The sequence below is a fragment of the Candidatus Hydrogenedentota bacterium genome, from assembly GCA_019695095.1.
Lineage (GTDB): Bacteria > Hydrogenedentota > Hydrogenedentia > Hydrogenedentales > SLHB01 > JAIBAQ01.
In genome coordinates this window covers 1-25,063 of the sequence record JAIBAQ010000026.1, presented here as the reverse complement: position 1 = coordinate 25,063, position 25,063 = coordinate 1, and the positions used below count along the sequence as shown (strand labels likewise).

Annotated in this window: 20 protein-coding genes; 12 read left to right on the top strand and 8 right to left on the bottom strand. The window is 59.3% G+C overall.

Translation table 11 applies throughout. The annotated features are described in order from the left end of the window. Positions 1–83 precede the first annotated feature (83 nt). The gene (locus K1Y02_06745; protein MBX7256043.1) at positions 84–1,361 is read left to right on the top strand and encodes an NCS2 family permease; all 1,278 of its coding nucleotides are present in this window, start codon (positions 84–86) and stop codon (positions 1,359–1,361) included. Here the strand turns inward: K1Y02_06745 and K1Y02_06740 are convergent. Further along, entirely contained in the window at positions 1,343–2,098 is a 756-nt protein-coding gene (locus K1Y02_06740; protein MBX7256042.1) for a glycosyltransferase family 2 protein, read from the bottom strand. The genes K1Y02_06745 and K1Y02_06740 overlap by 19 nt on opposite strands. Before the next feature lie 133 nt (positions 2,099–2,231). Here K1Y02_06740 and K1Y02_06735 point away from each other — a divergent pair, with 133 nt between their 5' ends. Next, positions 2,232–3,086, top strand: a complete 855-nt coding sequence (locus K1Y02_06735; GenBank protein MBX7256041.1) for a DUF72 domain-containing protein — start codon at positions 2,232–2,234, stop codon at positions 3,084–3,086. 90 nt (positions 3,087–3,176) lie between these two features. On the opposite strand, the gene K1Y02_06730 is transcribed toward K1Y02_06735, so the two are convergent. From K1Y02_06730 to K1Y02_06705, 6 genes are all read right to left on the bottom strand, one after another. Then, the gene (locus K1Y02_06730) at positions 3,177–3,884 is read right to left on the bottom strand and encodes an outer membrane lipoprotein-sorting protein (GenBank protein ID MBX7256040.1); all 708 of its coding nucleotides are present in this window, start codon (positions 3,882–3,884) and stop codon (positions 3,177–3,179) included. Between the two features lie 15 nt (positions 3,885–3,899). Next, complete coding sequence (locus K1Y02_06725) at positions 3,900–4,778, bottom strand: S-methyl-5'-thioadenosine phosphorylase (GenBank protein MBX7256039.1); 879 nt, start codon at positions 4,776–4,778, stop codon at positions 3,900–3,902. A gap of 11 nt (positions 4,779–4,789) precedes the next feature. Further along, positions 4,790–5,956 carry a Fic family protein gene (locus tag K1Y02_06720; protein ID MBX7256038.1) on the bottom strand — a complete coding sequence of 389 codons (1,167 nt, stop codon included), beginning with the start codon at positions 5,954–5,956 and terminating at the stop codon, positions 4,790–4,792. Positions 5,957–6,191: 235 nt separating this feature from the next. Further along, a complete protein-coding gene (locus K1Y02_06715) occupies positions 6,192–7,244 on the bottom strand; it encodes a DUF2961 domain-containing protein (protein ID MBX7256037.1) in 1,053 nt (350 codons plus the stop codon). A 159-nt stretch (positions 7,245–7,403) separates the two neighbouring features. Then, positions 7,404–8,405, bottom strand: a complete 1,002-nt coding sequence (locus K1Y02_06710) for a hypothetical protein (protein ID MBX7256036.1) — start codon at positions 8,403–8,405, stop codon at positions 7,404–7,406. Positions 8,406–8,511: 106 nt separating this feature from the next. Continuing rightward, a complete protein-coding gene (locus tag K1Y02_06705) occupies positions 8,512–10,065 on the bottom strand; it encodes a sodium/solute symporter (GenBank protein MBX7256035.1) in 1,554 nt (517 codons plus the stop codon). A gap of 259 nt (positions 10,066–10,324) precedes the next feature. On the opposite strand from K1Y02_06705, the gene K1Y02_06700 reads away from it, so the two are divergent. The 10 genes from K1Y02_06700 (at position 10,325) to K1Y02_06655 (ending at position 24,730) form a co-directional block, all read left to right on the top strand. After that, entirely contained in the window at positions 10,325–11,236 is a 912-nt protein-coding gene (locus K1Y02_06700) for a dihydrodipicolinate synthase family protein (GenBank protein MBX7256034.1), read from the top strand. Between the two features lie 40 nt (positions 11,237–11,276). Then, complete coding sequence (locus K1Y02_06695; protein ID MBX7256033.1) at positions 11,277–13,133, top strand: FAD-dependent oxidoreductase; 1,857 nt, start codon at positions 11,277–11,279, stop codon at positions 13,131–13,133. 153 nt (positions 13,134–13,286) lie between these two features. Further along, a complete protein-coding gene (locus K1Y02_06690; GenBank protein ID MBX7256032.1) occupies positions 13,287–14,285 on the top strand; it encodes a S1 family peptidase in 999 nt (332 codons plus the stop codon). A 21-nt stretch (positions 14,286–14,306) separates the two neighbouring features. Next, the gene (locus K1Y02_06685; GenBank protein MBX7256031.1) at positions 14,307–14,537 is read left to right on the top strand and encodes a hypothetical protein; all 231 of its coding nucleotides are present in this window, start codon (positions 14,307–14,309) and stop codon (positions 14,535–14,537) included. A 185-nt stretch (positions 14,538–14,722) separates the two neighbouring features. After that, a complete protein-coding gene (locus K1Y02_06680; protein MBX7256030.1) occupies positions 14,723–15,106 on the top strand; it encodes a BlaI/MecI/CopY family transcriptional regulator in 384 nt (127 codons plus the stop codon). Positions 15,107–15,108: 2 nt separating this feature from the next. Next, positions 15,109–16,698 carry a M56 family metallopeptidase gene (locus tag K1Y02_06675; GenBank protein MBX7256029.1) on the top strand — a complete coding sequence of 530 codons (1,590 nt, stop codon included), beginning with the start codon at positions 15,109–15,111 and terminating at the stop codon, positions 16,696–16,698. A gap of 306 nt (positions 16,699–17,004) precedes the next feature. After that, positions 17,005–19,581: a hypothetical protein gene (locus K1Y02_06670; GenBank protein ID MBX7256028.1), complete on the top strand. Its 2,577-nt coding sequence runs from the start codon at positions 17,005–17,007 to the stop codon at positions 19,579–19,581. A 20-nt stretch (positions 19,582–19,601) separates the two neighbouring features. Next, a complete protein-coding gene (locus tag K1Y02_06665) occupies positions 19,602–20,498 on the top strand; it encodes a hypothetical protein (GenBank protein MBX7256027.1) in 897 nt (298 codons plus the stop codon). 198 nt (positions 20,499–20,696) lie between these two features. Further along, a complete protein-coding gene (gdhA, locus tag K1Y02_06660) occupies positions 20,697–22,037 on the top strand; it encodes an NADP-specific glutamate dehydrogenase (GenBank protein MBX7256026.1) in 1,341 nt (446 codons plus the stop codon). 68 nt (positions 22,038–22,105) lie between these two features. Further along, on the top strand, positions 22,106–24,730 hold the full coding sequence (locus tag K1Y02_06655) for a PEP/pyruvate-binding domain-containing protein (protein ID MBX7256025.1): 2,625 nt from the start codon (positions 22,106–22,108) through the stop codon (positions 24,728–24,730). Between the two features lie 114 nt (positions 24,731–24,844). Here the strand turns inward: K1Y02_06655 and K1Y02_06650 are convergent. After that, a partial coding sequence (locus K1Y02_06650; GenBank protein ID MBX7256024.1) for an SAM-dependent methyltransferase occupies positions 24,845–25,063 on the bottom strand: 219 nt, incomplete at its 5' end.

Below are 25,063 nucleotides of genomic sequence, written 5' to 3'. Positions count from 1 at the left end.
AACTGGACAGTTACTTTGGCATTCGCGAGTCCGGGTCCACGATTCGACGCGAGGTCATCGGCGGACTGACTACCTTCGCGACGATGAGTTACATCATCTTCGTACAACCCACCGTCTTGAGCGCAGCAGGCATGCCGTTCGGCTCCGTGCTGATGGCGACGTGCTTATCGTCGGCATTTGCGTGTTTCCTGATGGGGCTGTACGCGCGCTATCCCTTCGCGCTCGCGCCCGGCATGGGCGAGAACTTCTTCTTCGCGTTCACGGTGTGTTCGACGTTTCCCGGCGCGATGGGTTTTTCGTGGCAGGCGGGGCTCACCATCGTGCTGATTTCCGGGTTGTTGTTCATGGCCATCTCCATCTTCGGCATTCGCGAGAAGGTGCTTGTGGTCATGCCGGATTGCCTCAAGGACACCATAGGCCCTGCAATCGGGTTCTTTATTACGTTCGTGGGTCTGCAGTGGGCGGGCATTGTGAAGCTCAGCCCCACCACGATGGTCACTCTAGGAGACCTAACCGCGGGTCCGCCGTTGATTGCGCTCGCGGGGCTCTTTCTTATCGCGGCGTTGATGGCGAAAGGCGTGCGCGGCGCGATACTCATTGGCATTGTGACGACATGCGCGCTCGGGCTATTAACCGGTGTAATGCCGAAGCCCGAAGGAACGTTTTCGCCATCGTTCGAGACGTTCTTTAATCTGGGCTTTCGCGAGCTGATCGAACAGTGGGACAAAGCGCTCATTGCGATTCTGTTGTTCTTCTTTATGGTGTTGTTCGATACCGTGGGCACGCTTGTCGGCGTGGGGCGTCAAGCCGGGTTCATCGGAGAAGACGGCAACCTGCCGCGCGCGCCACAGGCTTTTCTGTCGGACGCCATCGCCACGAGCGTGGGCGCACTATTCGGCACGTCGACGGTAACGAGTTACATCGAAAGCGCGGCGGGCGTCGCAACGGGCGCGCGCACGGGGCTGGCGGCGGTGGTGACGGGGATCTGCTTCATCGCCGCGATAGCATTTGCGCCCATCGTGCATATCGTTGGCGTCGACATCGGCCCAGCGTACTACGGCCTCAAGCCAACCGATCTGCACGTGGCGATGTATCCCGGCGTGGCTCCGGCGCTGATCGTTGTGGGGCTTCTCATGATGGCGCCGTTGCTGCGCGTCAAGTGGGACGATATCACCGAGAGTCTGCCCGCATTTGTGACGATTGCGATCATGGTGTTCGGCTTTGCGATTCACGAGGGCATTTCGGCGGGGTGCGTGTCGTATGCGGGGATCAAGCTGTTCACGGGAAAGGGCAAGGAAGTCCACCCCGTGATGTACGTCATCGCGGCGGCGTTGATCGCGCGCTACGCCTTCTTGCGCTGAAGGTCCCAGAGTTTCGCGTACTTCGTGAACACGCTGAACGCCGCGAGTCCGCAGAGTACGACACCGTGCATGCCGTCGCGAAACCCTTGCCGCAACACGAACATCTTGATGAAACGCAGTATCGGGCGGAACGTGAGATCGGTAAACCGCGCGCGCTTGCCGCGTTCCAGCAGATCTTCCGCGGACCATGTCGTGAACCGCTGAAAGGTCCGGAAATACTCCTCGAAATTGCGCTTCTCGTCGTGGTACATCACTTCATCGATGCGGCCCATCGTGCCGTCGACGTCGATGGTCGCATGCACGCGTTGCACGCGATAGCGGCCCTTCTTCGTGCGAAACAAACGGACGTTGTAGTCGTGGTCCCAGCCGCAATGCATGATCAACTTGCCGAAGAAATACGAGAGGCGCTTGATCTTGTACCCGTCGCAACTGTCCGGCGACTTGATGACTGCCTGAATGCGCGCCGCCAACTCAGGCGACACCCACTCGTCCGCATCCAGCACCAGCGTCCACTCCGTTTCGATCTGCGGGATGGCCCAATTGCACTGGTCTGCCTTGTTCACATACTCGTGCGTGACCACGTGCGACGAGTATTTCCGAGCGACCTCATCCGAGCCGTCCGAAGTCTTCGGGTCAACTATACAAAAGATGTCGTCCGCCCACTGCACACTTTCCAAGCAGCGCGCTAGGCGGTCTCCCGCATTGGGGATGAGGGTCAAGACGGTGATGGTGCTCATGGCGGTATAGTAGCCGAAATGGGATGGGGTTATGGAGTTCTGCGTTTGCGGGGGAGCGCGTGCATGTGTTCCTGTTGTTCTCCACGTGCCATACGTTCATCATGATGTAAGGGCAAGAGTAGAGGAATCGTTCATGAGCGTGCGTGTTGGTCCTGCCGGGTGGTCGTACGACGACTGGAAGGGAGTCGTGTATCCGCCGAGGATGCCTCGCGCATTGCATCCGCTCGAGTACCTGAGCGAGTACTTCGATACCGTGGAGGTCAATTCTTCGTTTTATCATCCGCCGGTGTCGAGGAATTGCATGGCATGGTTGAAGAAGGTGCAAGGCAACCCGCGTTTTATGTTCACGGCGAAGTTGTGGCAGCGGTTCACGCACGAGCGCGGTGCGTGGCCGGGCGAGGCGGAGGTACGGCAGTTTTGCGACGGCATCGCGCCGTTGCACGAGGCGGGTAAGCTGGGTGCGTTGCTCGTGCAGTTCCCGTGGAGTTTCAAGCGCACGCCGGAGAACCGTCAATGGCTGGCGCGGGTGTTGGACACGTTTACCGTGTATCCGCTGACCTTGGAGATCCGGCACGCGTCGTGGAACCGGCCTGAAGTATTCGACGGGCTTGCACAGCGCAGGGTCGCGTTCTGCAACATCGACCAGCCGCTATTCTCGGATTCGCTTGCGCCGACAGCGAAGGTCACGGCGCGCGTGGGATACGTTCGGTTGCATGGGCGTAACGCGGCGGATTGGTTCCGTGAAGATGCGAGCCGGGACGATCGTTACGACTACTTGTACAGTCACGACGAACTTGGTCAATGGCTGAAAAAGATCGAGCGCATTCGGGAGATGGCGAACGATCTCTATGTCATCACGAACAACCACTACGCCGGGCAAGCCATCGTGAATTCGTTCGAACTTCTTGCCGGGTTAGGAAAGAAGTTTACGGCACTGCCGCCCACGCTCGTGGAGCGGTATCCGCGTTTGAACGATTTGCTCGCGTGAGAGCGCGTGGCAGACCTCTTGCCTGCCTCTTCTTCTTTTTTCCAAAAGGCAGGCAAGATGCCTGCCACACACTTTTGGCGCCTGAAATCTCTAGTCGCTGGTCGTGCCGCAGACCAGTTCGCTTTCGGGGATGGCAACGTTGATCTGTGGTTCGTAGACGACAACGGAAGGCGTTCCATCCGGGGCTGAGGCGCGGCGCGTTTCCACCTTGCGCAACAAGTAGCTAGTCTGATCGATCCAGAGCGTCTTGATGGAGCCGTTTGGTGTCTGCCCCTCGACGACATAGCAGTACGAGCGTTCGTACATTTCACTTACCAACAAGCGCGGGTTCTGAAGATCGGTCATGCGTGCTCCGCCGATCAATTCGGGAAGCAGCATTGCCGGGACGATGTGCGCCGAGCCACCCGATACGCCGGTGGCCGCGCCGATTGCCATGTTCAAGCTCATCCGGAAGCTGTCGGTCTTATGCGAATTGGGGACGGTCGCGTCTTTCGCGAGGGCGTCTTGGATAAGTTGCGCGAGCGGGCCATTGTGGTCAACGGTCTGTACTTCTTCACCCGAGACCCACACGATGCAGCAGCGCCACCGGGCGCTTTCGTCGAACCGGAACCGCAACTCGAAGCGGAACCGGTCGGGCCGCACGAAGGCCGTGCGAAACACCATTTCGTCGTGACGCTCGCGACCGTCGTCGGCATAGACCGAGGTCGCCTGCCCCTTGTCTCGGTACGTCTGGCACGTCTCGTAGACGCGCGCCATCTCCGCGAGCACGTCGCTTGCGGTTCGTTCGGTACGGTCCATGAGTTGAGTCCCCCCTTACTTCCTGAGGATTCGCGCGGCAACGGCATCGAGCTTGGCGACCGCTTCGGGATCGCGCGCCTCGGGCGATGTAATCAAAGCATATTCGAGGGCCGTGCGGCACCCGTGCGCGCACGCTCCTCCGCTCTTGAGAATCGGCACAAGCCGTTTGACGAGATCCCGCGCATTGTCCGCGTTGGCGCGCAGCACACCGATGATCTGGTCGACGGTCACGTGATCGTGATCGGGATGCCAGCAGTCGTAGTCCGTGACCATCGCCACGGTCGCATAGCACATCTCCGCTTCGCGCGCGAGCTTCGCTTCCGGCATGTTCGTCATGCCGATGACATCGCACCCCCATTGGCGATAGAGGAACGATTCCGCCTGCGACGAGAATTGCGGGCCTTCCATGACGATGTACGTGCCGCCGCGCTCGGTCTTTACGTCGAGGCCCGAGGCAGCCTTCTCGATGCAGTCGCCGAGGTGCGTGCAGACGGGGTGCGCCATGGAAACATGCGCCACCATGCCCGTTCCGAAGAACGACTTCACGCGCGCGAACGTTCGATCGATAAACTGGTCGACGATGACGAAATCACCGGGATGCAGATTCTCGCGCAGGGAGCCCACGGCGCTGATAGAGAGGATTTGATCGACGCCCACTCGCTTCATCGCGTCGATGTTCGCGCGGAAATTGATCTCCGACGGCGGGATGCGATGGCCCCGGCCGTGGCGCGGCAAGAACACGAGGAGGCTGCCCTCGAACTCGCCAAACAGCAACTCGTCCGACGGCGCGCCGAACGGCGACTCGACTTTCACCCAGCGGCGATTCTCCAGCTCGGCGATGTCGTAGACGCCGCTCCCTCCAATCACACCCAACAGCGGTTTCGTATCGGCCACGGTATTCCCCTTTATGCGAGTTCGGTGCCTTCGTTGATAAGGGCGACATACGCCCCGTACGAATAGCGTTTATTGTAGCGGCGACCGGTCACCTCTTGCACAATTCCGGCGGATTCCAGCATCCTCATGGCCGAGGCTGCGGTAGGCGCAGTCAAGCCCGTGAGACGCACCAGCTCGGGAAGCCCAACTATGGGTCTCGTTTGCAGCGCTTTGAATGCGCGTAGCGCGGTTTCGGCGCGGCGTCCGGCCTCGGATTGAATGCGGATGTTGTCACTTTCGAACAGAGATAGTATCGAGCGCGATAGTTGAACGCAGGAATTGGCTGTTTCGACGATTCCCCGTCCTGCGAAGTGAATCCAGGACTCCCAGTCTCCCTCAAGCCGGACACGTTGCAGCAGTGCGTAATACTCCTGTCTGTTCCGCTTGAAGAAGAGACTCAGGTAGAGCATCGGCTGCGACAATATTCCTGCGCTGCACAATATCAGCGGAAACAGTAATCTGCCGACGCGTCCATTGCCATCGAGAAAGGGGTGGATGGTCTCGAATTGAACGTGGGCCATTGCTGAGCGGACGATGGCCGACACTCCTCCATTCTTTTGACTGATGAAACCCTCCAAGTCCGCTATGAGGCGCGGTACCTCGCGGTTGGGCGGGGGAACGTATACAGCATCGCGTGGTCGGCTGCCGCCAATCCAATTGGGTTCTATTCTGAACGAGCCTGGGCCTTTCTCGCTACCCCTGCCGCTACGCAGCAGAACCGCATGCAGGTCCCGAAGAAGGCTGGCCGTGATGGCTTCCCCTGCGCGAATCCGGGTCATGCCGAGTTCCAGCGCGGCCACGTAATTCGATACCTCGGTCACGTCCACGAGGGGCACGCCCGGCTGAGCATCGCTCTCAAACAGGAGGAAATCGGACAGCGAGGACTGGGTGCCCTCGATTTGCGATGAAAGGACCGCCTCGCGCCGAACGTAGCAGTAGAGGAACAAGGACGAGTCCGACAACTGCGCCACCGCACCGTCCAATCGTCCCAAGGCTACGTGTGCCTCGTCGAGTATGGCCTGCAGGCCCGAATCGATTGAGAGAGGCGGTTCTGGCGGGAGCGGGAATGGAACAAAAGCACGGCACTCATCACCATAGATGACGGTATCTACGAAATTGCCAGTGATTCGTGAGGGCATGGCCGATTGCTCTGATTAGTAAGTTTCTTTAATTTGAAACGGAGCAATTTAAAATATACGCTAAAATTTTAATTTAGACAAGGGACGAAAAGAGTAGGGGTGCATCTTCTGCGTGAAACCGATTTGCAGGACATGGGCTGTGGTTCGACCTGCGTCTAAGAAGAATCAGACCGATCCGCCGGATCTGACTGATCGGTCCTATTCTAAATTTATTACTGGCAAGATTTTAAATGGCTCAGATCACTTCCAGGTAGTCCTTGTCCGGCAGCGCGGGGAACGGCGCGTGCGGTTCGGCCTGGTACCAGTAAGCGACGCTGGCGATGTCGTCTTGGTTGGGAAGGTAGCGGCGGCCGCTGCGCCAGCCGAGTGCCTGGATCGTCACGCGCAGGTCTTGCTCGAAGCGGACCGGGTCCATGATGTGCCAGCGATAGAGGCCGAAGCGTTGCTGCGACTGGTAGGTGCCGTCGGGCCGGATGACCTGGTGCAGCCCGGCGTAGGGCGTTGAGAACTCGGTGTATTTGCCTTCGCGGTCGAAGTTATACGATCCGCAGAAATAGTCCTCCGTGCCGGTGCCGCAGATGGTCGGCCAATCTTTGTCGCCGTCCATGTAAAACTTGATCTCGCCTTCGCCCCACCAGCCGGTGTTGTTCACCTGCCACGCCATGTACGTGCCGACATACTGGCCATGCCCCTTCACGCCGTCGAGGATCGTGTAGACCGACTTGTACGGCAGCGGATTGGTCCGGCGGAACTGCGCGTGGAAATACGCCGCATCCGCAGGCACCTCGGTGAGCGTGTAGTTGATTTGGTAGTAGAGGACCATCTTCTCTTCGTCGATGTTCTGAAACGTCATGCGGCACCGCTTGCGAAACGGCATCTCCCAATAGCAGTTGAAGGCGCTGCCGGGGTTGACGCATACGGGAAGCGAGTTCAGGGGGGCGTACTTGCCCCAACCCATGCCAAAGAAATCGCCGATGGGCACTTCCACACTCGGGGTTTCTTCGTCGTCCCAGTAGATGCGCAGGATGGAATACCGCCAGTTGCCGGTCGGGGTCATCCAAATCTGCTGGATCGCGCCGGGGCCGCCGATGTCGGCGAGTTCGAAGACCTGGCCGGGTTGGATGAATACACACGGGGATATCTTCCAGCCTTGGCCGAGGTCGCGCGCGCACTGCGCCCCTTCGCCCTCCGCCGCCATGCCGCCCTTGCCTTTCTCGCCCGCGAAATTTTCCGGCGAGATCGACCGTGTCTTTGCCTTCGACAACAGCGACAGATTTCCCAGATGCATGCCCAGCCCGTTAAACATGAAGCGGCTCTCCTACGTGAAATGTGGATATCCCCGAGACAAAACGAAGGATATCATAGCGGAATCGGGGAGGGAAATGTAATTACAAGTTCGCAAATACACCGAGGCAGTTGCGCGGGCACGCTGCCGTCTCTGATATTTCTATGGGAACTTGAATTCGACCTTGGTCTCAGCGCCGGACGAGAGTTGAACCTCATGCATTTCGGGAGGACTGGTCCGCCCAAAGCAACTGACCTCGGCCTTCCCCTCGGGAAGTCCCTCAAAGTGGACCTGTCCTTGTGGGTCGACGTCACGCGACGACGTCAAAAATACAAAACCGGAATCTGACTTACATCCGACCAGTACCCTGGAATTATCGACCTCTTCCGGACTGCCCTGGACTAGGACGTTCAATTTCGCGGGGGCGCTTAGCTCAACAGTAAATGGAGTCGAAGCGTCCGCGGGTAGATTAACGCACTTTGGGCCATAGCCTTTCGCGCAGAAGACCACATTCCTGAACTCCGTGGGAAGATTCTTCACGACACACTGTCCGGACTCGTCAGTCCGATACCAACCCTCGCTGAATTCGACGGGCGAGCGAGCATCGGTCAGAGGTGTCAAGCGCCCGATGAAGACACTACATCCCGAAACTGGCCGGCCTTCGGCAACGACGGAACAGGGAATATCCTTAGCCATATCCAAGGCTACAGGTGTGGGCTCTTTGGGAGACCTCTCTTTGACCGTCATGCGCGTGAGAGCATGGCCTTCGGAAAACACAAACAAGGTGTATGGAATAGGTGTCGCCTCGGACAGTCGATATACACCATCCTGACTCTGGAGAGTCTCAATGGTCTCTGGCATTCCCGTGAGCGCGAAAGCGCCGTTGTTACCGGTTTTACCTTCAGTGAACCAGAAGTCGGCAGCATCTCCGATTCCTTCTTTGACACCTACAGAAATTGAGCGAATAGGATCGTTCGAGGCGGTGTCGAAGACTCGAAATTCGGGATATACTTTTGACCAAGAATCTGTAAGGCCACACCCAGCGGCGAGCAAGACCGAAGAAGTCACCAGCGCAATGATCGCTCTCGATGTTCTGCGCGAACGAGCACGTACCGGCGAGGCAGGACTCTCCATAAAACGCAGGTTCTGACCGACTATCATCATTCTTCCCACCGACCTTTACACTTAATGCTCGAATCGCACAATAACACTCATAGAATAAAGGATTACAGATGAAGGAACAACGCCGCGCTTCGGTCCGAGCTACTCCTTACGTTGGATGAGCGGGCGGAGCTTTCTGGTTTACCAGAGTGAGCCCTTCGAGTGTGTTGGGCTTGCGCGGATCGATCAGGCTTCCGACCAAGACTATCGCCCCTGCCGCGAGCATGCCGGGGATGCCGATCCACAGGAAGCTGATGCGTTCCTCGGGCGGGGTACCGTAGTAGAGAATCCAGGGGAGGGTGAGGTTGAGGGCCATACCGACGAGCAGGGCGGCGGTGGCGGCGCGGGCGGTGGCCCAGCGGGTGAGGACGCCGGCGAGCATGACGACGAGCAGCACGCCCCAGAGGGTGCTCCACATGAGGGTGAGTTCCATGACGGTGCTTTCGACGCCTTCGCTGACGCGGGCGAGCGTGGCGGCGAACGCGACCATGACGAACCCCCAGGCCAGGGTGAGGCCTTTCCCAAACCGGATGCGTTTCGATTCGTCTTCGGGCAGCCAGCCGACGCGTTTGAGCAGGTCCATGCACGTGACGGTCGAAAGCGAGTTGATCGTGGCGTCGATGGTGGACATGAGCGCGGCGAGGAGCGCGGCGACGATAAGCCCCGGCAGTGGCGAGGGCAAGTGCCGGATGATGAAGTGCCCCATGACCTGATCGGGTTTGATGCCTTCCGGCAAGGTTTCCCTCGTGTGGTAGTAGTAGAACAAGAGCAATCCGACGGCATAGAACGTGCCCATGATCGGCAGCACCGCGATGGTCTTCAGCCAGATGGCGCGTTTGGCGGCATCGTAGGACTTGCTCGCGAGCAGGTTCTGCACGACGAGTTGATCGGTGCCGTATCCCACACAGGGACCGGTGAGCGCGGTCAGCAGCCAAATCCATAGCGTGTAGCGGACGTGGAGATCGAGGCTGTAGAACTCGGGTTTGGTTACAAGTTCGAAGGTGCGGCCTTGCGCATGGGCATAGCGCCACACCGCGGAAAAGTCGAAGCCGATCAGGTAACTCGCCTTGAAGAAGACCGCCCCGAGTCCGGTGAGGATGACGGCGGTCTGCATGCAGTCGGTGAGCATGACGGCGCGCATGCCGCCAATCATGGTGAAAAGCACCGAGAAGATGCCGACGGCAACCACGCTGAACGTCTTGTCCCAACCGATTAGCGATTCGAAGATGACGGCGGCGGCGTAGAGAGCCGTAGCGGCGGTCAGGGCGCGCATACAGAGGAAGAGGAGGCTGCCGAGTGTGCGCGTTGCGCCGTTGAAGCGGCGTTCGAGGTATTCGTAGCAGGTGAAGCTGTCGGCTCGGTAGAAGAAGCGGAGAAAGAGGTAGACGGCGAGCGGCGTGAACAGCGCGTAGCCGAGCGAGTTGAGGCTGAGCAGGATGCCGTTCTTGAAGGCCTCGCCGGGAACCGCGACGAAGCTGATGGTGCTGAACAACGCGGCGTAAAGGCTGACGGCAACGACGATCCAATGCATGCGGCGTCCGGCGAGAAAGTAGTCGGCGGAAGTGCTGTGGCCGCGGCGAGCGCGCAAGGCGATGAAAACGACAATCGACAAGTAGGCGGCGATGATGAGCCAGTCGCTTGTCGATAGGGTCATCTGAGGCATCAATTCACCTTATTGGCAAGTCGGGGACAGACACGTCTTCGCTGCGCTTGCTTAATTCGCACAAGTCAGGGACAGTCCCGTCTCGCTGCGCTCGCTTGGGACAGTCCCTGAGTTGCGCTCTTCGTCCTCGTTCGCTTCGCTAACGCGATTTGCCCCCATTTGCGTCCCGTGGGTTGTCGCTGTTTCGTGTCGGCGTTGCGCGAGTATACTCTGCTACGGGACCGCAATGCTTTGGAGCCGCGATGGGAGTAACTGGCTGATGACAACTTCATTTAACACGCCTCGCGTCATAGCCGCCATGCTGACGCCGTGCTCGCAACCAGGGCAGCCGGACCTTGACGAATTGGGGCGTTTTGCGCAGGCGCTTGTCGAGAAGGGTTGTGACGGGCTTTTCATCTGCAGTTCGACCGGTGAGTTGCCGTTGTTGGGACGAGCGGATCGCCGCGCGATGATATCGACGGTGAAGCAGGCGGTGGGCAATCGCGCGGCGGTGTACGCGGGCATCAGCGCGATGGGTGTCGCCGACGTGATAGCCTGCGCGCGCGAGGCCGCCGAATCGGGCGCGGACGTGGGTGTGGCGATGGTTCCGTTCTTCTGCAAACTCGCGCCGCGCGAGGTGGAAGCCTACTTCACGGAAATCGCCGACGCGTCGCCGATCCCCGTGGCGCTGTATCACCATGTGCGGATGCCCAGCGAGATCGACTTGGAGACCGTCGCAAGTCTAAGGAAACACCCCAACATCGTCGCTATCAAAGACACTGCGCGCGACGTGACACGAATCGGCACACTCGCGAAAGCAGGCGCTGACGGGTGGGACGTGTACCAGGGATCGGAGAGCATCATTCTCGATAGCCTCGAATGCGGCGCGACGGGCTGCGTAAGCGCTCTGGCCAACGTCGCCCCCGACTGGCATCGCGAGTTGGTCGAGTCTTGGTTGCGAGGCGACTGCGCCGCGGCAGAAGCCGCGCAGAAGAAGATCAACGCTCTGGGTGAGATGTTCTCGTTTGAAGCCGTAGGCCGCAGCTTCGACAACTTTGCACACTCGATCCGGCGTGCCGCCACTCGCAGAGGCTTCCTTAGCGCCAAACACGGTATGATTACGGGTGGAGAGGCTTGCCCCGAGTTTGAGCGGCAATTGGATAAGCACTTCGAGCGGATTGGACTTGCATAACCGAGAGACGTTGAACGTTAAGTCAAACCGAAAGTGAACTATGAGCAACGTGACGACGCAATCGTTAACCTGTGACGTCTTCGTCGCTGGCGGCGGACCCGCCGGGATCGCCTGCGCGCTTGCCGCCGCGCGCAACGGAGCGCGCACCATCTTGTGCCAGGACCGGCCCGTTCTCGGAGGCAACGCATCGAGCGAAGTCCGTATGCACATCGTCGGCGCGGATTGCAGCGGAGGCCGCGGCGTCGAACTCGCCACGGAAGCGCGCGAGGGCGGGATCGTCGAAGAAATCCGCCTCGAAAACGCCGTGCGCAATCCGCAGCGTAGCGCGTCGATGATGGACCTGATCCTCTACGAAAAGTGCCGCGCCGAATCGAACCTTACCCTGCTGCTCAATACGACGGTTGCCGGCGCGCGCACGGAAAACGGGCGCATTGTTGAGGTGCAGGCCGAGCGCCTTTCCACCGAGACGCGGTTCACCATCGCCGCGCAGGTCTTCGTTGATTGCACCGGCGACGGACGCCTCGGCGCGGAGGCGGGTGCGCCGTTTCGCGAAGGACGAGAGGCGCACGATGCGTTCAACGAATCGTTGGCGCAACCGGCGCCCGACCAATTCCGGCTGGGTTCCACGCTGTTGTTCCAGGCGCGCAAACACGACAAGCCCATGCCGTTTGTTGCGCCCGCGTTTGCGCGGAAGTTCACCGAGGAAGACCTCGCGCTGCGTCCGCACGCGACGGCTGTCGACGATTACGGCCATGAATACGGCTACTGGTGGGTGGAATGGGGCGGCACGCTCGACACCATCAAGGACAACGAAGCGATTCGCGACGAGTTGCTCGCGATTCAGATGGGCGTGTGGGACCACATCAAGAACGGCGGTGATCACGGCGCGGCAAACTGGGCGCTCGAATGGGTGGGCTTTGTGCCGGGCAAACGCGAGAGCCGCCGATTCGTCGGCCTGCGCACCCTGACCGAAAACGACGTGATGCAGTCGCATGCGTTTGACGACGCGATTGCATACGGCGGTTGGCCCATCGACACGCATCCGCCACAAGGCATTGACGCGAAAGACGTGCCTCCGTGTGACCAGCATCCAGTGCCCAATCTCTATGACATCCCGCTGCGCTGCTGCGTCAGCCGCGACATCGAGAACCTGATGTTCGCGGGACGCAACATGTCAGCCACGCATATCGCCTTTGCCTCCACGCGCGTCATGGCAACGTGCTTTGTCGTCGGGCAGGGAGTGGGCACGGCTGCCGCGCATGCGAGTGAGACGAAGCAGACCCCGCACCGATTGTTGGATGAACCCAAGGCCATCCGTGCGATACAACAAAGGCTGCTGCGCGACGACTGCTACCTGATTGGACGTATCAACGAAGACGAGTCCGACCTCGCTCGCCGCGCGCGGGTGACCGCGTCGAGCGAACAACCCGATGGACCGGCTATCAACGCTCTTAGCGGGCAGACGCGCTCCGTGCATGGCAAGGGCGGCGCGCCCACGAATCGCGCCCGGTCGGGTTCCCATCGCTGGATGAGCGATCCCGCCGCGGGAATTCCCGCGTGGCTCATGCTGGAGTGGGAGAAGCCAGTGTCCGTGCGCGAAATCCGTTTAGTTTTCGACACCGGACTCCATCGCGTGCTTACATTGAGCCACGCCGACGCCTATACCGCCCGCATGCTGTGGGGGCAACCTCAACCCGAGACCGTCTGCGACTACACGATCGAAGCCCGTGCCGGCGGGCAATGGCGCGCGCTCGATGACGTACGCGGCAACTACCAACGCCTCCGCGTCCACCGACTGACTGAACCCCAATCCATCGATGCACTCCGCATCACCGTCCACCGCACCAACGGTCTCGACCACGCGCGGATCATGGAAGTGCGCGTCCGCGAGTCGTAATAACCGATTCCTCAAGCTTGATTTACTTGCATTTGGGCGTTACGGAGTAACAAAATACCTATTATTCTAGAAGTATGAGTGAATGCATATTGCCCGAATGCCGTGTCTGTCAAGCGAGCATGAGGATGCGCCAATTGATAGGAGCCCACCGCCATGCAACTCGAATCGGCAAGAGACCTGAAGGTGGAACTATCGCAAGAGATCCTCGCAGATCTGGCTGAGGTTGTGCACGCCCGGCCACTCTTTGGTATCTCTGCGCGGGCATGGAGTGTAAGGCCAAGTCCACCCAGCACACTGGTTCTGGGTGTGGCAATGCGCGGCGAAGAGGACTTTGCGTTGGCCGTGCGAGTTCAGCACCGTGCCATGGAAGCCAGTCCCGAAGTCAAGCGAATTGAGAAGAAAGCAAAAGGCGAGGTCGATGTTCGCTATATCGGTTCTGTTCGCAAAAGGACGTTGCCCTGGCATCAACAGCGGCAGCGTCCTCTGAGTATTGGGTGCAGCGTGGGACACTTTGGAATTACTGCAGGTACACTGGGCGCATTCGTCATTCCGCGAGGTGGCGGGGCGGTTGCTCTCCTCTCGAATAATCACGTGCTCGCCAACGAAAACGAAGCTCATAGAGGCGACGCCATTCTGCAACCGGCAAAATTGGATGGCGGCAAGAAAAGGACGGATACAGTTGCCTTGCTCGACAAATTCGAGAAGTTGAAATTCAAAGGCAGCAACTATGTGGATTGCGCCACCGCCATGGTTAGGAGTGGAATTGAAGCGAACCTTGCGAAGCTTACCGGTCTCGGTAAGCTGAAAGGCGTTGGCAATGTCTTTGTGGATGAAGGCCTACGGGTAGCAAAGATTGGTCACACAACCGGTCTGACACGGGGACGCGTGACGGCAATCGAACTGGACAATGTCGTCGTGGGGTATGACAACGGCGATGCCCGCTTCGATAACCAAATCGAGATCGAGGGCGCGGGAAACGAAGCATTTAGCGACGGGGGCGACAGTGGTTCGCTGATAGTGGGAAGCGACCTGCGGGCTGTGGCTCTGTTGTTTGCGGGCAGCGACCAAGGTGGCTCCAACGGCAAAGGCCTGACTTATGCAAATCCGATCCACGAGGTTTTGGATGCGCTGAAAGTGGATTTGGCGCTATAATTGATGCAGAGAACTTCAACAATGAATACATGTTCCCTTGAAGAAGCCCGGAATGCCAAAGCTCGGGTGAGCGATATGTTGCGCGGCGAACGCGACTTGACCGGCGTGGGTATCACACGCGTGGGAAAGGGTTATGCCGTTAAAGTCAATATTGCTTCAGCTCAGAGTGGCAAAATCGTCATCCCGCCTGAAGTTGACGGTGTTCCCGTGTGCGTCGAATTCACTGGACCCATTAAGGCTCGTTCGCGCTAAACGAGAGTAGGCCGGTCACGGGTTTCGCGCTGCCTGGATCTCGCTATACCCTTTTCCGCAAGTAGAGAATCCCTCTACCCTTCAGTCACGAAGCGTGTACTCACTTCTCCTGCCTCTCCGTATTCTCTTGACGCAACCACCACAAGCGTGGTACCATTACCACAGAAATAGCGAAAGGGCCTGCCGTGGCGAAGGAACTCGATGATCTTACGAAGGCCGAGTGGGTCGTCATGAAGTGTTGCTGGCGCAGAGGGAAGTGCACGGCGCGCGAGGTGTACGACGAGGTCGGCCCGAAGAAAGATTGGCAGTATCAGACGGTCAAGACGATGCTGGACCGCTTGGTTCAGAAGGGCTACCTCAAGCTCGACAAGGTCGGACCCATCTGCGTGTTTGCGCCCGCCGTCCCACAATCGAAGGTGGCGGTCCGCGCATTGGACTCATTCGTATCCAATGTACTCGACGGAACCTTGGCGCCCTTGTTCGCGCATTTAGCTAAAGGCCCAAAGCTGAGCGACGAAGAAGTGGCGACGCTGAAGAAACTGTTGGAGCAACACGAAGAGGACATTTAGCGATGGAGACCGTTCAAGGTTTCGCGTCCGAATGGCCACAGTATCTTTGGAGCATGAGCTGGCAAGTCGCGGTACTCGCGGCGTTCGTGTGGGTGGTGTCGTTGCTGTGCCGGCGCGCGAGTCCGAGTTTTCGCTATTGGCTGTGGATGGTCGTGCTGCTGCGTCTGTGCCTGCCCGTGCATATCGGCGTTTCCTTAGGGATCGGCGACGAGGTGCGTTTGGCCGCCGAGCACACGGCGACGACAGTGCTCTACGAGCCCGTTATCGCAACGATTCTGCAGCCGCATCCTGTCAGTTCTCCAGCGGCTTCAAACCTCACCGCCGCTGCCGAATCGCCGCACGATTTCCCGTGGCACACGTTAGTCGCATGGGCATGGTTAGCGCCCGCGGCAGGATTCGCGATGCTCGTGCTGTATCGGCGGTATCGCGTTCAAGGGCTTTTGCGTGCATGCGCTCCCGTTACTCGCCCGGAACTCATCGCGCTTCTGTTGGAATGCGCCCGCAGACTGGGTGTGCGCGGGCAGATAGGACTCGTGACGCTGCCGGAGTCGCGCGGAGGCGGGCCCGCGGTAATCGGCGTGTGGCGTCCCACGATCGTGCTGCCGCCATCGATGGCGAACACGTGGGACATCGAAGACCTTGAACCCATCCTGCTGCACGAACTCGCGCATGTTCGCCGCAACGATTTACTCATCAATGTTCTTCAAATCGTTCTTCAAACGGTCTACTTCTTTCATCCCGTGATTTGGTACGCAAATGCCCGGATCCGGCACGAGCGTGAACTGGCGTGCGACGACCTCGCCGTCCTGCATTCCGGAGGCAGGCAGCGGCGATACGGGCGGAGCATGTTGCGGGTGATTGAGGAGACCCAGGTCACGGCGCCGGCGCTGTGGGTTTCCGGCGCCGGCATAACGGAGCGACGCAATTCGCTCTCCGGGAGGATCCTACGAATGACCGAGAAAACGTATCGGGCCCATAAGCCTCTTGGCCGTCTGTCACTTGCCGCGTTGGCGGTTGTGGCCCTGCTTGGAATCGCCATCGCGGGCGAGAACGCCGTGCAGGCGTCTGCGCCGCTCGAAAAGGCCAAGGCCGAGATGATGGGGCGTGTGGAAGACTTCTTCCTACACAACTTTCGCGACGTGACGAGCCGCAAATCGCTCGAATGGGGCGATGTGACGGCCGACGACAAGGGTAACTCGTCTATCCGGTACAAGTATCAGGCGAGTATCTGGGACAAGCAGACGAAGATCATGAACCAGGTGTTCACGTTTGACGCGAAGGGTGAGTTCGTGGCCGTGAAGGACGAGAAGGGGTTTCCGCAGGACGTTGTGAAGCAGGCGGCTGATACCAGTACAAAAGACGGCCTGCAGGCCCTCGTGGAAGACTTCTTCAGCAAGAACTTCCGAGACATCACGGCGCGAAAGTCCATTGAATGGGGCGAACCCACGAAGGGAGACGCCGGCAACGTTTCCATTCGCTACAAGTACGAGGCCACGATTTGGGATAAGGACAAGATCGTCCAGGACAAGGTCTTTACCTTCAACGCCAACGGGGAATTTGTCTCGGTTGAGGACGCGCAACCGGCAAAGTAAATTCCGCGAAGAAATGCACGAGAAAACCTTCGCTTGCAGGCAGGGGTGAGCTTCGATAGCTCATCCCTGCCTATGTGCAAATACAGATTCCATAAGAACATACTTACTTGGGACTTATGGGCTGGCAGCCTTTTGGAGGCGTCACACATCTTTGAGAAAACCGCCAAAACGCCCGTTTTGTCAAAAGTAAGCTTTCCCGCCCCTATCTCCCAAGGTCAAGCTTTTCCGCAAGAATTCGTGAATGTCCCGCCCGCAGACTCGTCCAACTATACGAGCGGAGCAAAAGAAACCTTGGAGGATTCAACCATGCACGCGACATTGAAACGCGTATTTACTGGGCTTGCCGCAGTTACGGCGCTCCTTTGGAGCCAGACTGCCCAAGCGGATCAGCTCCTCCACGCCCGCGTCAGCTACGAGTCCGGGGGGGCGATGGTCAAGGGCTCCAGCGACGCAGACTGGAGTTATGCAACAAACAACACCCTCATCATGCCGGGCGATACCCTATGGGTAGACAACGACGGCTTGCTTGAACTCGAAATGGCCGGCGGCACGTTCCTGCGCATGGCCGATGGCAGCAAAGCCGAAATTACCCAAGTGCCGCCGAGCGCTCAAGTACGCGGTTGGATTGGCTCGTTTTATGTGCAACGCGTCAACCGCAGCAACGGCGACGTCTCCTTCCGTACCCCGGCCGCAACCATCACGGTAGAAAACGATACCCACGTCCGGTTCGACATCGTCGGCGAAGGCGCGACGACCGTCAGCGTACGCTGGGGCCGCGCCATTGTCCGTGCCGAGGGCGGCGCGCCGGTTACCGCTTCCGCGGGCCAGCGTGTTTATGTTGACCCGGGCCTGCTTCCGTCCGCGCCGGTACCTTTTGACAAGAGCATTGAAGACGAATTTGACGCATGGAACCGTGAGCGAGCCAAGCAATTGGCCCTGGGCGACCAGGCATTGCCGACCTCGATTGCGTCGTCCGCGCCGCCGCTGGGCTATTCTGACCTTGGCAACTACGGCGAATGGGTCAATGTCGATAACCGCCAGTACTGGCGCCCGACCGTTGTCGTCGATTACGTCCCGTACCGCACCGGTTACTGGAGCTATGTTCCCGCGTACGGGTACGTCTGGAACGGCTCGTATCCGTTCTGCTACGTGACGTCGCACTATGGCCGCTGGAACTATATGCCGTCCTACGGGTGGATGTGGTGCTACGACCCCGTGTGGTCTCCGGCGTGGTGCGCGACCGTTCGTTATGGATCGTACTTCTGCTGGACTCCGTATGACATCTACAACCGGCCCTGCACCTATGGCAGCGCGTACTTCAGCGTGGGCGGCATCCGGTTTGGCGTGTTCGGCACCAGCTTCAGCTATGCCGACGAGTTCTTCTACGGGCCGTGTTCGGTGTACCCGGCGACTCAGAACATCTTTGTGAACATCAATATCAACTCTGACGACGTTCATTTCTGGGACATCTATTCGCCCACGTACCACCGGCCGTACCCGAATTATTACGGCGTGAATGCCCTGGCGCGCGAATACAGTCCGCGACGTGTCATCCGTGGGCTTGACGTTTACGGCGACCGCCAAATGCGCGCCTCCGAACGCATAGGTACCTTGGAAGCGCGGTCTGGCCGTGCTCAGTTCCAGACGGTCGATTCTTCGCGGTTCCGCGCGGTTCGCACGTCGTATGCGTCTGCCGACCGGAATGCGCGCACCCGTGAGGTTCGTCTGCCCGAGAGTACGCCTGCGGATTCCAGGACCATCGTTACCCGTGCGCAGCGCGACAGCCAGTACATACGCGCCACGAGCGACCTGAATGCCCGTACGCGCGGCCGGAGCACCAATGCCGATATGGCGGTCGCGCCCGGTACCGGCTCCACCGCGACCAATCGCACCAATCGCACCATGCGGACAAACCGCGAAACGTCTGTCGACACGCGCAGCACCAGCCCAACCGGGTTGGACGAGGCCCTCACGCGCCGGGGCCGCAGCGTGGATGCCAATGCCCCGCAGCGGACCACCACACCGGCTGACGGTGGCGCCGGTAGTGTTTCGCGCAACAGCGTGCGCCAGCGTCAAACAACGCCGCCGGTAGGCGACATCATTGGCGGCGGCTCCTCGGCCACGACGCGTCAACGGCAGACGACGCCCCCAGTCAGTGGAATCACGAATGGTAGCGCGGGCGGCAACAGCGTGCGCCAACGCCAGACGACTCCGCCCGTAGGCGACGTAATCAGCCGTGGAAACGGGAACAGTGGGCGTCAACGCACGACCATTCCGCCGGTGAGCGGCGCAATCGGAAACAACTCAAACGCCGGTGCATCGCAACGGACTCCGATCCGCGACACCACCGCGCCGATTACGAACACGCGCGGCCGGGCGTATACGCCGCAGACAACCACGAGCGCGCCGCAGAGTTCTTCCCGCGTGATGACGATGCCGCGTAACCCGATTCAGTCGACACCGGTTCAAGATTGGTCGCGTCCGGAATCGCGGGTACAGGCTCCCACGCCGCAACGTTTTCAAACGAGCGTGCCGCAGGCGCCGGTAACTCAAGCGCCGCAGTCGATTGCGCGGGAACCGCGTGTCTACACGCCGCAAATCCAGCGCAGGGAAGCGCCTACGTACACGCCGCAGGCCGATAGTCCGAGCTATACGCCGCAACGGTTCGAGGCTCCGCGCAGCATAGAGCGTCCATCGTACCAAGCCCCCGCGCAGCGTTTTGAAGCGCCGCAACGGGTCGAGCGGCCCGCGTTCACGCCGCCGTCGATTTCGAACCGCGTCGAATCCGCGCCGCAACGCCAGGCTCCGTCATTCGAATCCCACGACAGCGGCGCAGGCCGCAGCTTTGACCGTGGCGATAGCGGCCGTGGCCGTGGCCGATAACCATAGAGGAGCAACGAGTCATGCATACGCCCAAGAACTTACTAAACGCGACCCTACGCACCGGCGCGGCGCTCCTGCTCGCCTTGGCGACTCTCGGCTGCCCGGTCGATAGCGGTGACTCCGAATACGACATCGGCTTCGCGGCGGGATTTGCCCAGGATGGCCGCTATTGGGATGGCTACTGGGATGGATGGGACATGATCGACTTCACGCCCATCTACTACGACACGAGCGACATTCCGTATGTCGAATCGCCGCCCTACGACGCCGGGTATTACGATGGAATCTGGTACGCCTACAACGACGGGTATTTCGTCGACTACCACTATGCGTTCATCGTGGGATTCAGCGAAGGCTACGACAACGCATACTGGTCCGACTACCTCGCGTTCCTGGCCTTCGACGAGCACACCGAATTCGAACACGGTGGCTGGGTTGACGGCTACTTCGATGGTTACTCCGAAGGCCGCGTCTTTGGCGCTGCCGACTACGAGCAAGGGTTGCCTTTCGATTGGCTCGATGCCTTGCTTGACTACGAGTCCGGCACCGATCTGTATTTCGACGAAATCGACGTGGGAACCGGAATCTACGGGCCGGTCATCCTGTACGAATACGGCCTCGACCCGAACACGTTGAAGGCGCAAGCCAAGGCCGCGTTGCGCGCGAAGCGCGAACCGTTAACCATCCGGCACAACGGCGAGAAGGTCCGGAAAGCCGATCCTCTTGGCGACTACTTCCGTCCGTTCAGCCAGGAGGCGGCGAACGAGCTAGACGTGGTGCCGTCGGAGAGCCTGCGAGACAGTACCCAATTGCGTCTGACGACTAGCTGGTTGCAGCGCGTCAACGCATACATCAACGCCACGAAGTCTCTGGAGAAACGCACAATCGAACCGCGAGACCGACGCGTAGATATCTAGGACTTTGCTGGTCTTCCTCCCGACAACGCGCCTCCGTCCACCCCGCGGACGGGGGCGCGCCGCTGTCTCAGCTCCCCGAAGTGAGTCTTGACGTATGCATGCTCAGTGCATACACTCATTGGGCGATTCAGACGCATTTCGGTTCCGGGCAAGAAACCGAGTGCAGAAGTCTTTCCGACCTATCAGGGGGAGCAAAACATGTCGTATGCAGATTCCGTTTTTGATCTGGTTCAGCGCCGCGATCCCGGCCAACCCGAGTTTCATCAAGCAGTCAAAGAAGTCCTTGAAAGTCTTGGACCTGTGCTTGAGCGTCACGCGGAGTACGAAGAGAACCACATTCTCGAACGCCTTGTTGAACCCGAACGCGCAATCGTATTTCGTGTGCCGTGGTTGGACGACAAGAACCAGCCCCAGGTAAACCGGGGGTTCCGCATCGAATTCAACAGCGCGATAGGACCCTACAAGGGCGGTCTCCGTTTTCACCCCACGGTGAACCTCGGCATTCTGAAGTTTCTTGCGTTTGAACAAATTTTCAAGAATTCTCTCACCACCCTGCCAATGGGCGGCGGCAAAGGTGGTTCCGATTTCGATCCGAAGGGCAAGTCCGACGCGGAAGTGATGCGCTTTTGCCAATCGTTCATGACTGAACTCTGCAAATACATCGGACCCGATACCGACGTGCCAGCGGGCGACATCGGCGTGGGTGGACGAGAGATTGGCTATCTCTTTGGGCAATACAAGCGCATTCGCAATGAATTCACGGGGGTGTTGACCGGAAAGGGCATCAATTGGGGCGGTTCGTATATTCGCCCGGAAGCAACCGGATATGGCTGCGTCTACTTTGCCCAGAACATGCTCTCGACGCGCGGCGATTCCATCGAAGGCAAAGTCTGCGCCGTTTCCGGCTCGGGGAATGTAGCCCAGTTCACGGTCGAGAAGATCAACGAGCTTGGAGGCAAATGCGTCACGCTTTCCGATTCCAACGGCACGATCTACGATCCCGACGGCATCGACGAGGAGAAACTCGATTTTGTGATGACCCTCAAGAACTACCGTCGCGGCCGCATACGTGAATATGCCGAGAAATTCACCGGCGCGAAGTACATAGACGGCGCGCGTCCCTGGTCCGTCAAATGCGATTGCGCATTTCCGAGCGCGACGCAGAACGAAATCAATGGCGAGGATGCGGCCACTCTGGTGAAGAACGGCTGCACGGTTGTGAGCGAAGGGGCCAACATGCCGACTACGCCCGATGGCGTGAAAGTCTTCCTGGACGCCAAGATTCTTTATGGCCCGGGCAAGGCCGCCAACGCGGGCGGGGTTGCCGTTTCGGGTCTGGAGATGGCCCAGAACTCACAACACACGGTCTGGACGCGCGACGAGGTCAATCGCCGCCTGCAAGACATCATGAAGGCTATCCACGAGCAGACCATGCAGGCCGCACTCGAGTACGGCAAATCGGGTAATTACGTGGCTGGCGCCAATATCGCCGGATTCGTCAAGGTAGCCGACGCCATGCTCGATCAGGGACTGGTGTAATCCCGGTCAGGCTTTTTGGGGCCCGTGGGTGCACGCGACTCACGGGCCCCAATGCAAGGATTGCCGAGATGCCTCATTCCGAAAAGCACTACAGCACGGGAAGTCCCGGTCTGGACCGTGTGCTCCACGGGCTTAGGGCTGGCGACAACATCGTGTGGGAAGTGGGTGGTGTCGATGATTATCGAGCCATGATACTCCCCTTCGCCGCGCAATCCATGGCCCAGGGTAAATCTGTCACCTATTTTCGATTTGCGCGGCACGCCCCGGTACTCGACACGCAAACATGCTCGTGCGTGTACCCACTTCACCCGCAAGCCGGATTCGAGGTTTTTCTTGACGCTATACACATGGTTATCGAGAAGAATGGGCGGGGTGCTTTGTACGTATTCGACAGCCTATCCGACCTCACCGTTGATTGGTACTGCGACCAGATGGTCGGCAACTTCTTCGAACTGACCTGCCCCTATCTCTATGAACTGGATACCATCGCGCACTTCGCCCTGATCAGAGGGGTTCACTCCCACTATGCGCTGGCGCCCATTACCGAGACTACCCAGGTCTTTCTGGAAGTCTATTCGCGCGACAGCAAGATCTTTGTGCATCCGACCAAAGTACAGGGCCGGTCTTCGCCGCATATGTACATGTTGCACCAAATCAGCGGCGACAAGGCGTACCCTATCAGTGAAAGCCATACGGTTTCGGAGATTATGCGCGCGAGCCCGCGCTCGGCGCTTGGGTTGTCCCAATACCAGCTCGGCGTCTGGACACGTACCTTTGTTCAGGCCGAATCGATTCTCGAGCAAGAACGGCTCGGACGCGGTTCTATGGCGGCCGTGCAGGACACCTTCTCCCGCGTGCTGCGTATGGCGATTTCGCGCGATGAGCGCGTTCTCAAACTGGCCGAGAAGTATCTGAATCTTGCAGACATGGTCGCCATAGGAAAGCGGCTGCTTGGCACGGGGCTCATTGGAGGCAAGTCCGTCGGCGTGCTACTGGCGCGAGCGATCCTCATGCGCACGGAACCGCGTTGGGAGTCCCTGCTGGAAGCCCACGACTCGTATTTCATTCCCTCCGACGTGTTCTATACGTTTCTTGTCCGCAACAAATGCTGGGGAATCCGCAAGCAGCAGATTAAGTCCGAGCACTATCTCGACCTCCACGGCGTTCAGGAGGCGCAGCGCCGCGTGCTGGAAGGCCAGTTCCCCCCCCATATGATGAAGCGCTTTGCCGACATGCTCGATTATTTCGGACAGGCGCCCATCATTGTCCGCTCCAGCAGCTTGCTCGAAGACAACTTCGGAAATTCGTTCGCGGGCGAATACGAGAGCGTCTTCTGCGTAAATCAAGGCTCTCCAGAAGTGCGGCTCGACGCATTTGTCGCCGCCGTCAAACAGGTGTATGCCAGCACGATGAGCGCATCCGCGCTCAGCTATCGCGCCCGCCACAATCTCCTGGATCGCGATGAGCAAATGGGATTGCTCGTTCAGCGTGTCTCTGGAGACCTGCATGGCCACTTCTATTATCCGCACGTTGCGGGCGTGGGATTTTCCGTCAATCCCTATGTCTGGAACGAGCACATTGACCCCGAAGCGGGGGTGCTGCGGCTCGTATTCGGCCTGGGCACGCGTGCCGTCGACCGATCCGACGACGACTACACGCGTCTCGTCGCGCTCAACGCGCCGGAACGCTCCCCCGAAACGCAGAGCGATTCCGCCGCGCGCTATTCTCAACGGCGCGTTGACGTGCTCAATATCGAGACCAACGCGCTTGAGACGCAGGAATTCTCCGCCGTCGCCTCCGTCGCGAAGGATGTTCCTCTTTCACTCTTTTCGGCACAGGATCGCCGCCAAGTCCGCGAGGCGCGTGAGCGCGGCCTCACCGCCAAGCCGCCCCCCATTGTGCGCTTCGACCGATTGCTGTCCGAGACGAATTTCGTGCAAGACATGCGTGACATGCTTCGAACCGTGGCCGACGCGTACGAGTATCCCGTCGATATCGAATTCACCGCCAACTTCCGCCCGGACGGAACCTATCGAATCAACCTGGTTCAGTGCCGTCCTTTTCAGGTGCATGGCGCAATCGGTCTTGACAATGCCCCGGAGCAAGTGCCGCCCGAAGATCTGCTTCTACAATCTTCGGGGCCTGTGATCGGCCGCAGCCGCATCGATACCGTGGACTGGATTGTCTGCGTATCACCGGCGCTCTACGGTCATCTGCCCATCAACACGCGCTATTCGGTGGCGCGGCTCATCGGTCAAGTCATGCGCGCTCTGGGAGACCGTAGAACCGGGCCCATTATGTTGCTTGGCCCCGGACGCTGGGGCACGACCACGCCGTCGCTCGGCGTCCCCGTCTCATTCGCGGAGATCAATGCCGTTTCCATTCTCTGCGAAATCGTTGCCATGCGCGAAGACCTGGTGCCCGACGTTTCTCTCGGCACGCACTTCTTCAGCGAACTGGTTGAAATGGATATTCTTTACCTGGCCCTATTCCCCCAGCATGAAGGGCACGTTCTCAATTTGGGCCTGCTTGAGCAGTATCCCAGTCTCCTCGCCGAGTTTGCTCCAGATTCCCAGGAGTTCGCCGATATCGTGCAGGTATACGACGTGTCCAAGCTTGGGGCCAACGCCAGATATCGCGTCGTTGCCGACACGCTTAGGCAGCAGGCAGTTTGCTACCTCGAAAAAAGCTGACGGTCCGCGCTAGCGCAGTGAATCGCAAGATCGAGTCAGTAGCGGCCGAAAACAGGGTCTGACACAAGCGCAGCGAAGCGTAGACGTGTCTGTCCTTGCTTTCCGCCCACTCCGCTAGCGCGTTCTTGCGTAGACAACCCTGAACCGTCTGACGGGCGGGTCGATTTCTTCGACATAGTCTTCGAAGGATTCTTCCACCAATCCTTCAAGGGTGCAGAGTTGCAGTTCTTCGCGTGTCAACGGCCAGGGTATGCTTCCTTCCGGCTCGTGCGCGTCGCGTCCTCGCGCCACGATCAAGACGCGTCCGCCGGGCGCCACGAAGGATGCCACCTT

What these genes read in the sequence shown, in the direction of transcription:
- K1Y02_06675 (MBX7256029.1), top strand. Translation starts at nt 15,109, where the DNA reads ATGGAGACCGTTCAAGGTTTCGCGTCCGAATGGCCACAGTATCTTTGG.
- K1Y02_06715 (MBX7256037.1), bottom strand. Translation starts at nt 7,244, where the DNA reads ATGCATCTGGGAAATCTGTCGCTGTTGTCGAAGGCAAAGACACGGTCG.
- K1Y02_06655 (MBX7256025.1), top strand. Translation starts at nt 22,106, where the DNA reads ATGCCTCATTCCGAAAAGCACTACAGCACGGGAAGTCCCGGTCTGGAC.
- K1Y02_06720 (MBX7256038.1), bottom strand. Translation starts at nt 5,956, where the DNA reads ATGCCCTCACGAATCACTGGCAATTTCGTAGATACCGTCATCTATGGT.
- K1Y02_06695 (MBX7256033.1), top strand. Translation starts at nt 11,277, where the DNA reads ATGAGCAACGTGACGACGCAATCGTTAACCTGTGACGTCTTCGTCGCT.
- K1Y02_06700 (MBX7256034.1), top strand. Translation starts at nt 10,325, where the DNA reads ATGACAACTTCATTTAACACGCCTCGCGTCATAGCCGCCATGCTGACG.
- K1Y02_06745 (MBX7256043.1), top strand. Translation starts at nt 84, where the DNA reads ATGAGTTACATCATCTTCGTACAACCCACCGTCTTGAGCGCAGCAGGC.
- K1Y02_06730 (MBX7256040.1), bottom strand. Translation starts at nt 3,884, where the DNA reads ATGGACCGTACCGAACGAACCGCAAGCGACGTGCTCGCGGAGATGGCG.
- K1Y02_06710 (MBX7256036.1), bottom strand. Translation starts at nt 8,405, where the DNA reads ATGATGATAGTCGGTCAGAACCTGCGTTTTATGGAGAGTCCTGCCTCG.
- K1Y02_06690 (MBX7256032.1), top strand. Translation starts at nt 13,287, where the DNA reads ATGCAACTCGAATCGGCAAGAGACCTGAAGGTGGAACTATCGCAAGAG.
- K1Y02_06735 (MBX7256041.1), top strand. Translation starts at nt 2,232, where the DNA reads ATGAGCGTGCGTGTTGGTCCTGCCGGGTGGTCGTACGACGACTGGAAG.
- K1Y02_06705 (MBX7256035.1), bottom strand. Translation starts at nt 10,065, where the DNA reads ATGCCTCAGATGACCCTATCGACAAGCGACTGGCTCATCATCGCCGCC.
- K1Y02_06685 (MBX7256031.1), top strand. Translation starts at nt 14,307, where the DNA reads ATGAATACATGTTCCCTTGAAGAAGCCCGGAATGCCAAAGCTCGGGTG.
- K1Y02_06665 (MBX7256027.1), top strand. Translation starts at nt 19,602, where the DNA reads ATGCATACGCCCAAGAACTTACTAAACGCGACCCTACGCACCGGCGCG.
- K1Y02_06740 (MBX7256042.1), bottom strand. Translation starts at nt 2,098, where the DNA reads ATGAGCACCATCACCGTCTTGACCCTCATCCCCAATGCGGGAGACCGC.
- K1Y02_06670 (MBX7256028.1), top strand. Translation starts at nt 17,005, where the DNA reads ATGCACGCGACATTGAAACGCGTATTTACTGGGCTTGCCGCAGTTACG.
- gdhA (MBX7256026.1), top strand. Translation starts at nt 20,697, where the DNA reads ATGTCGTATGCAGATTCCGTTTTTGATCTGGTTCAGCGCCGCGATCCC.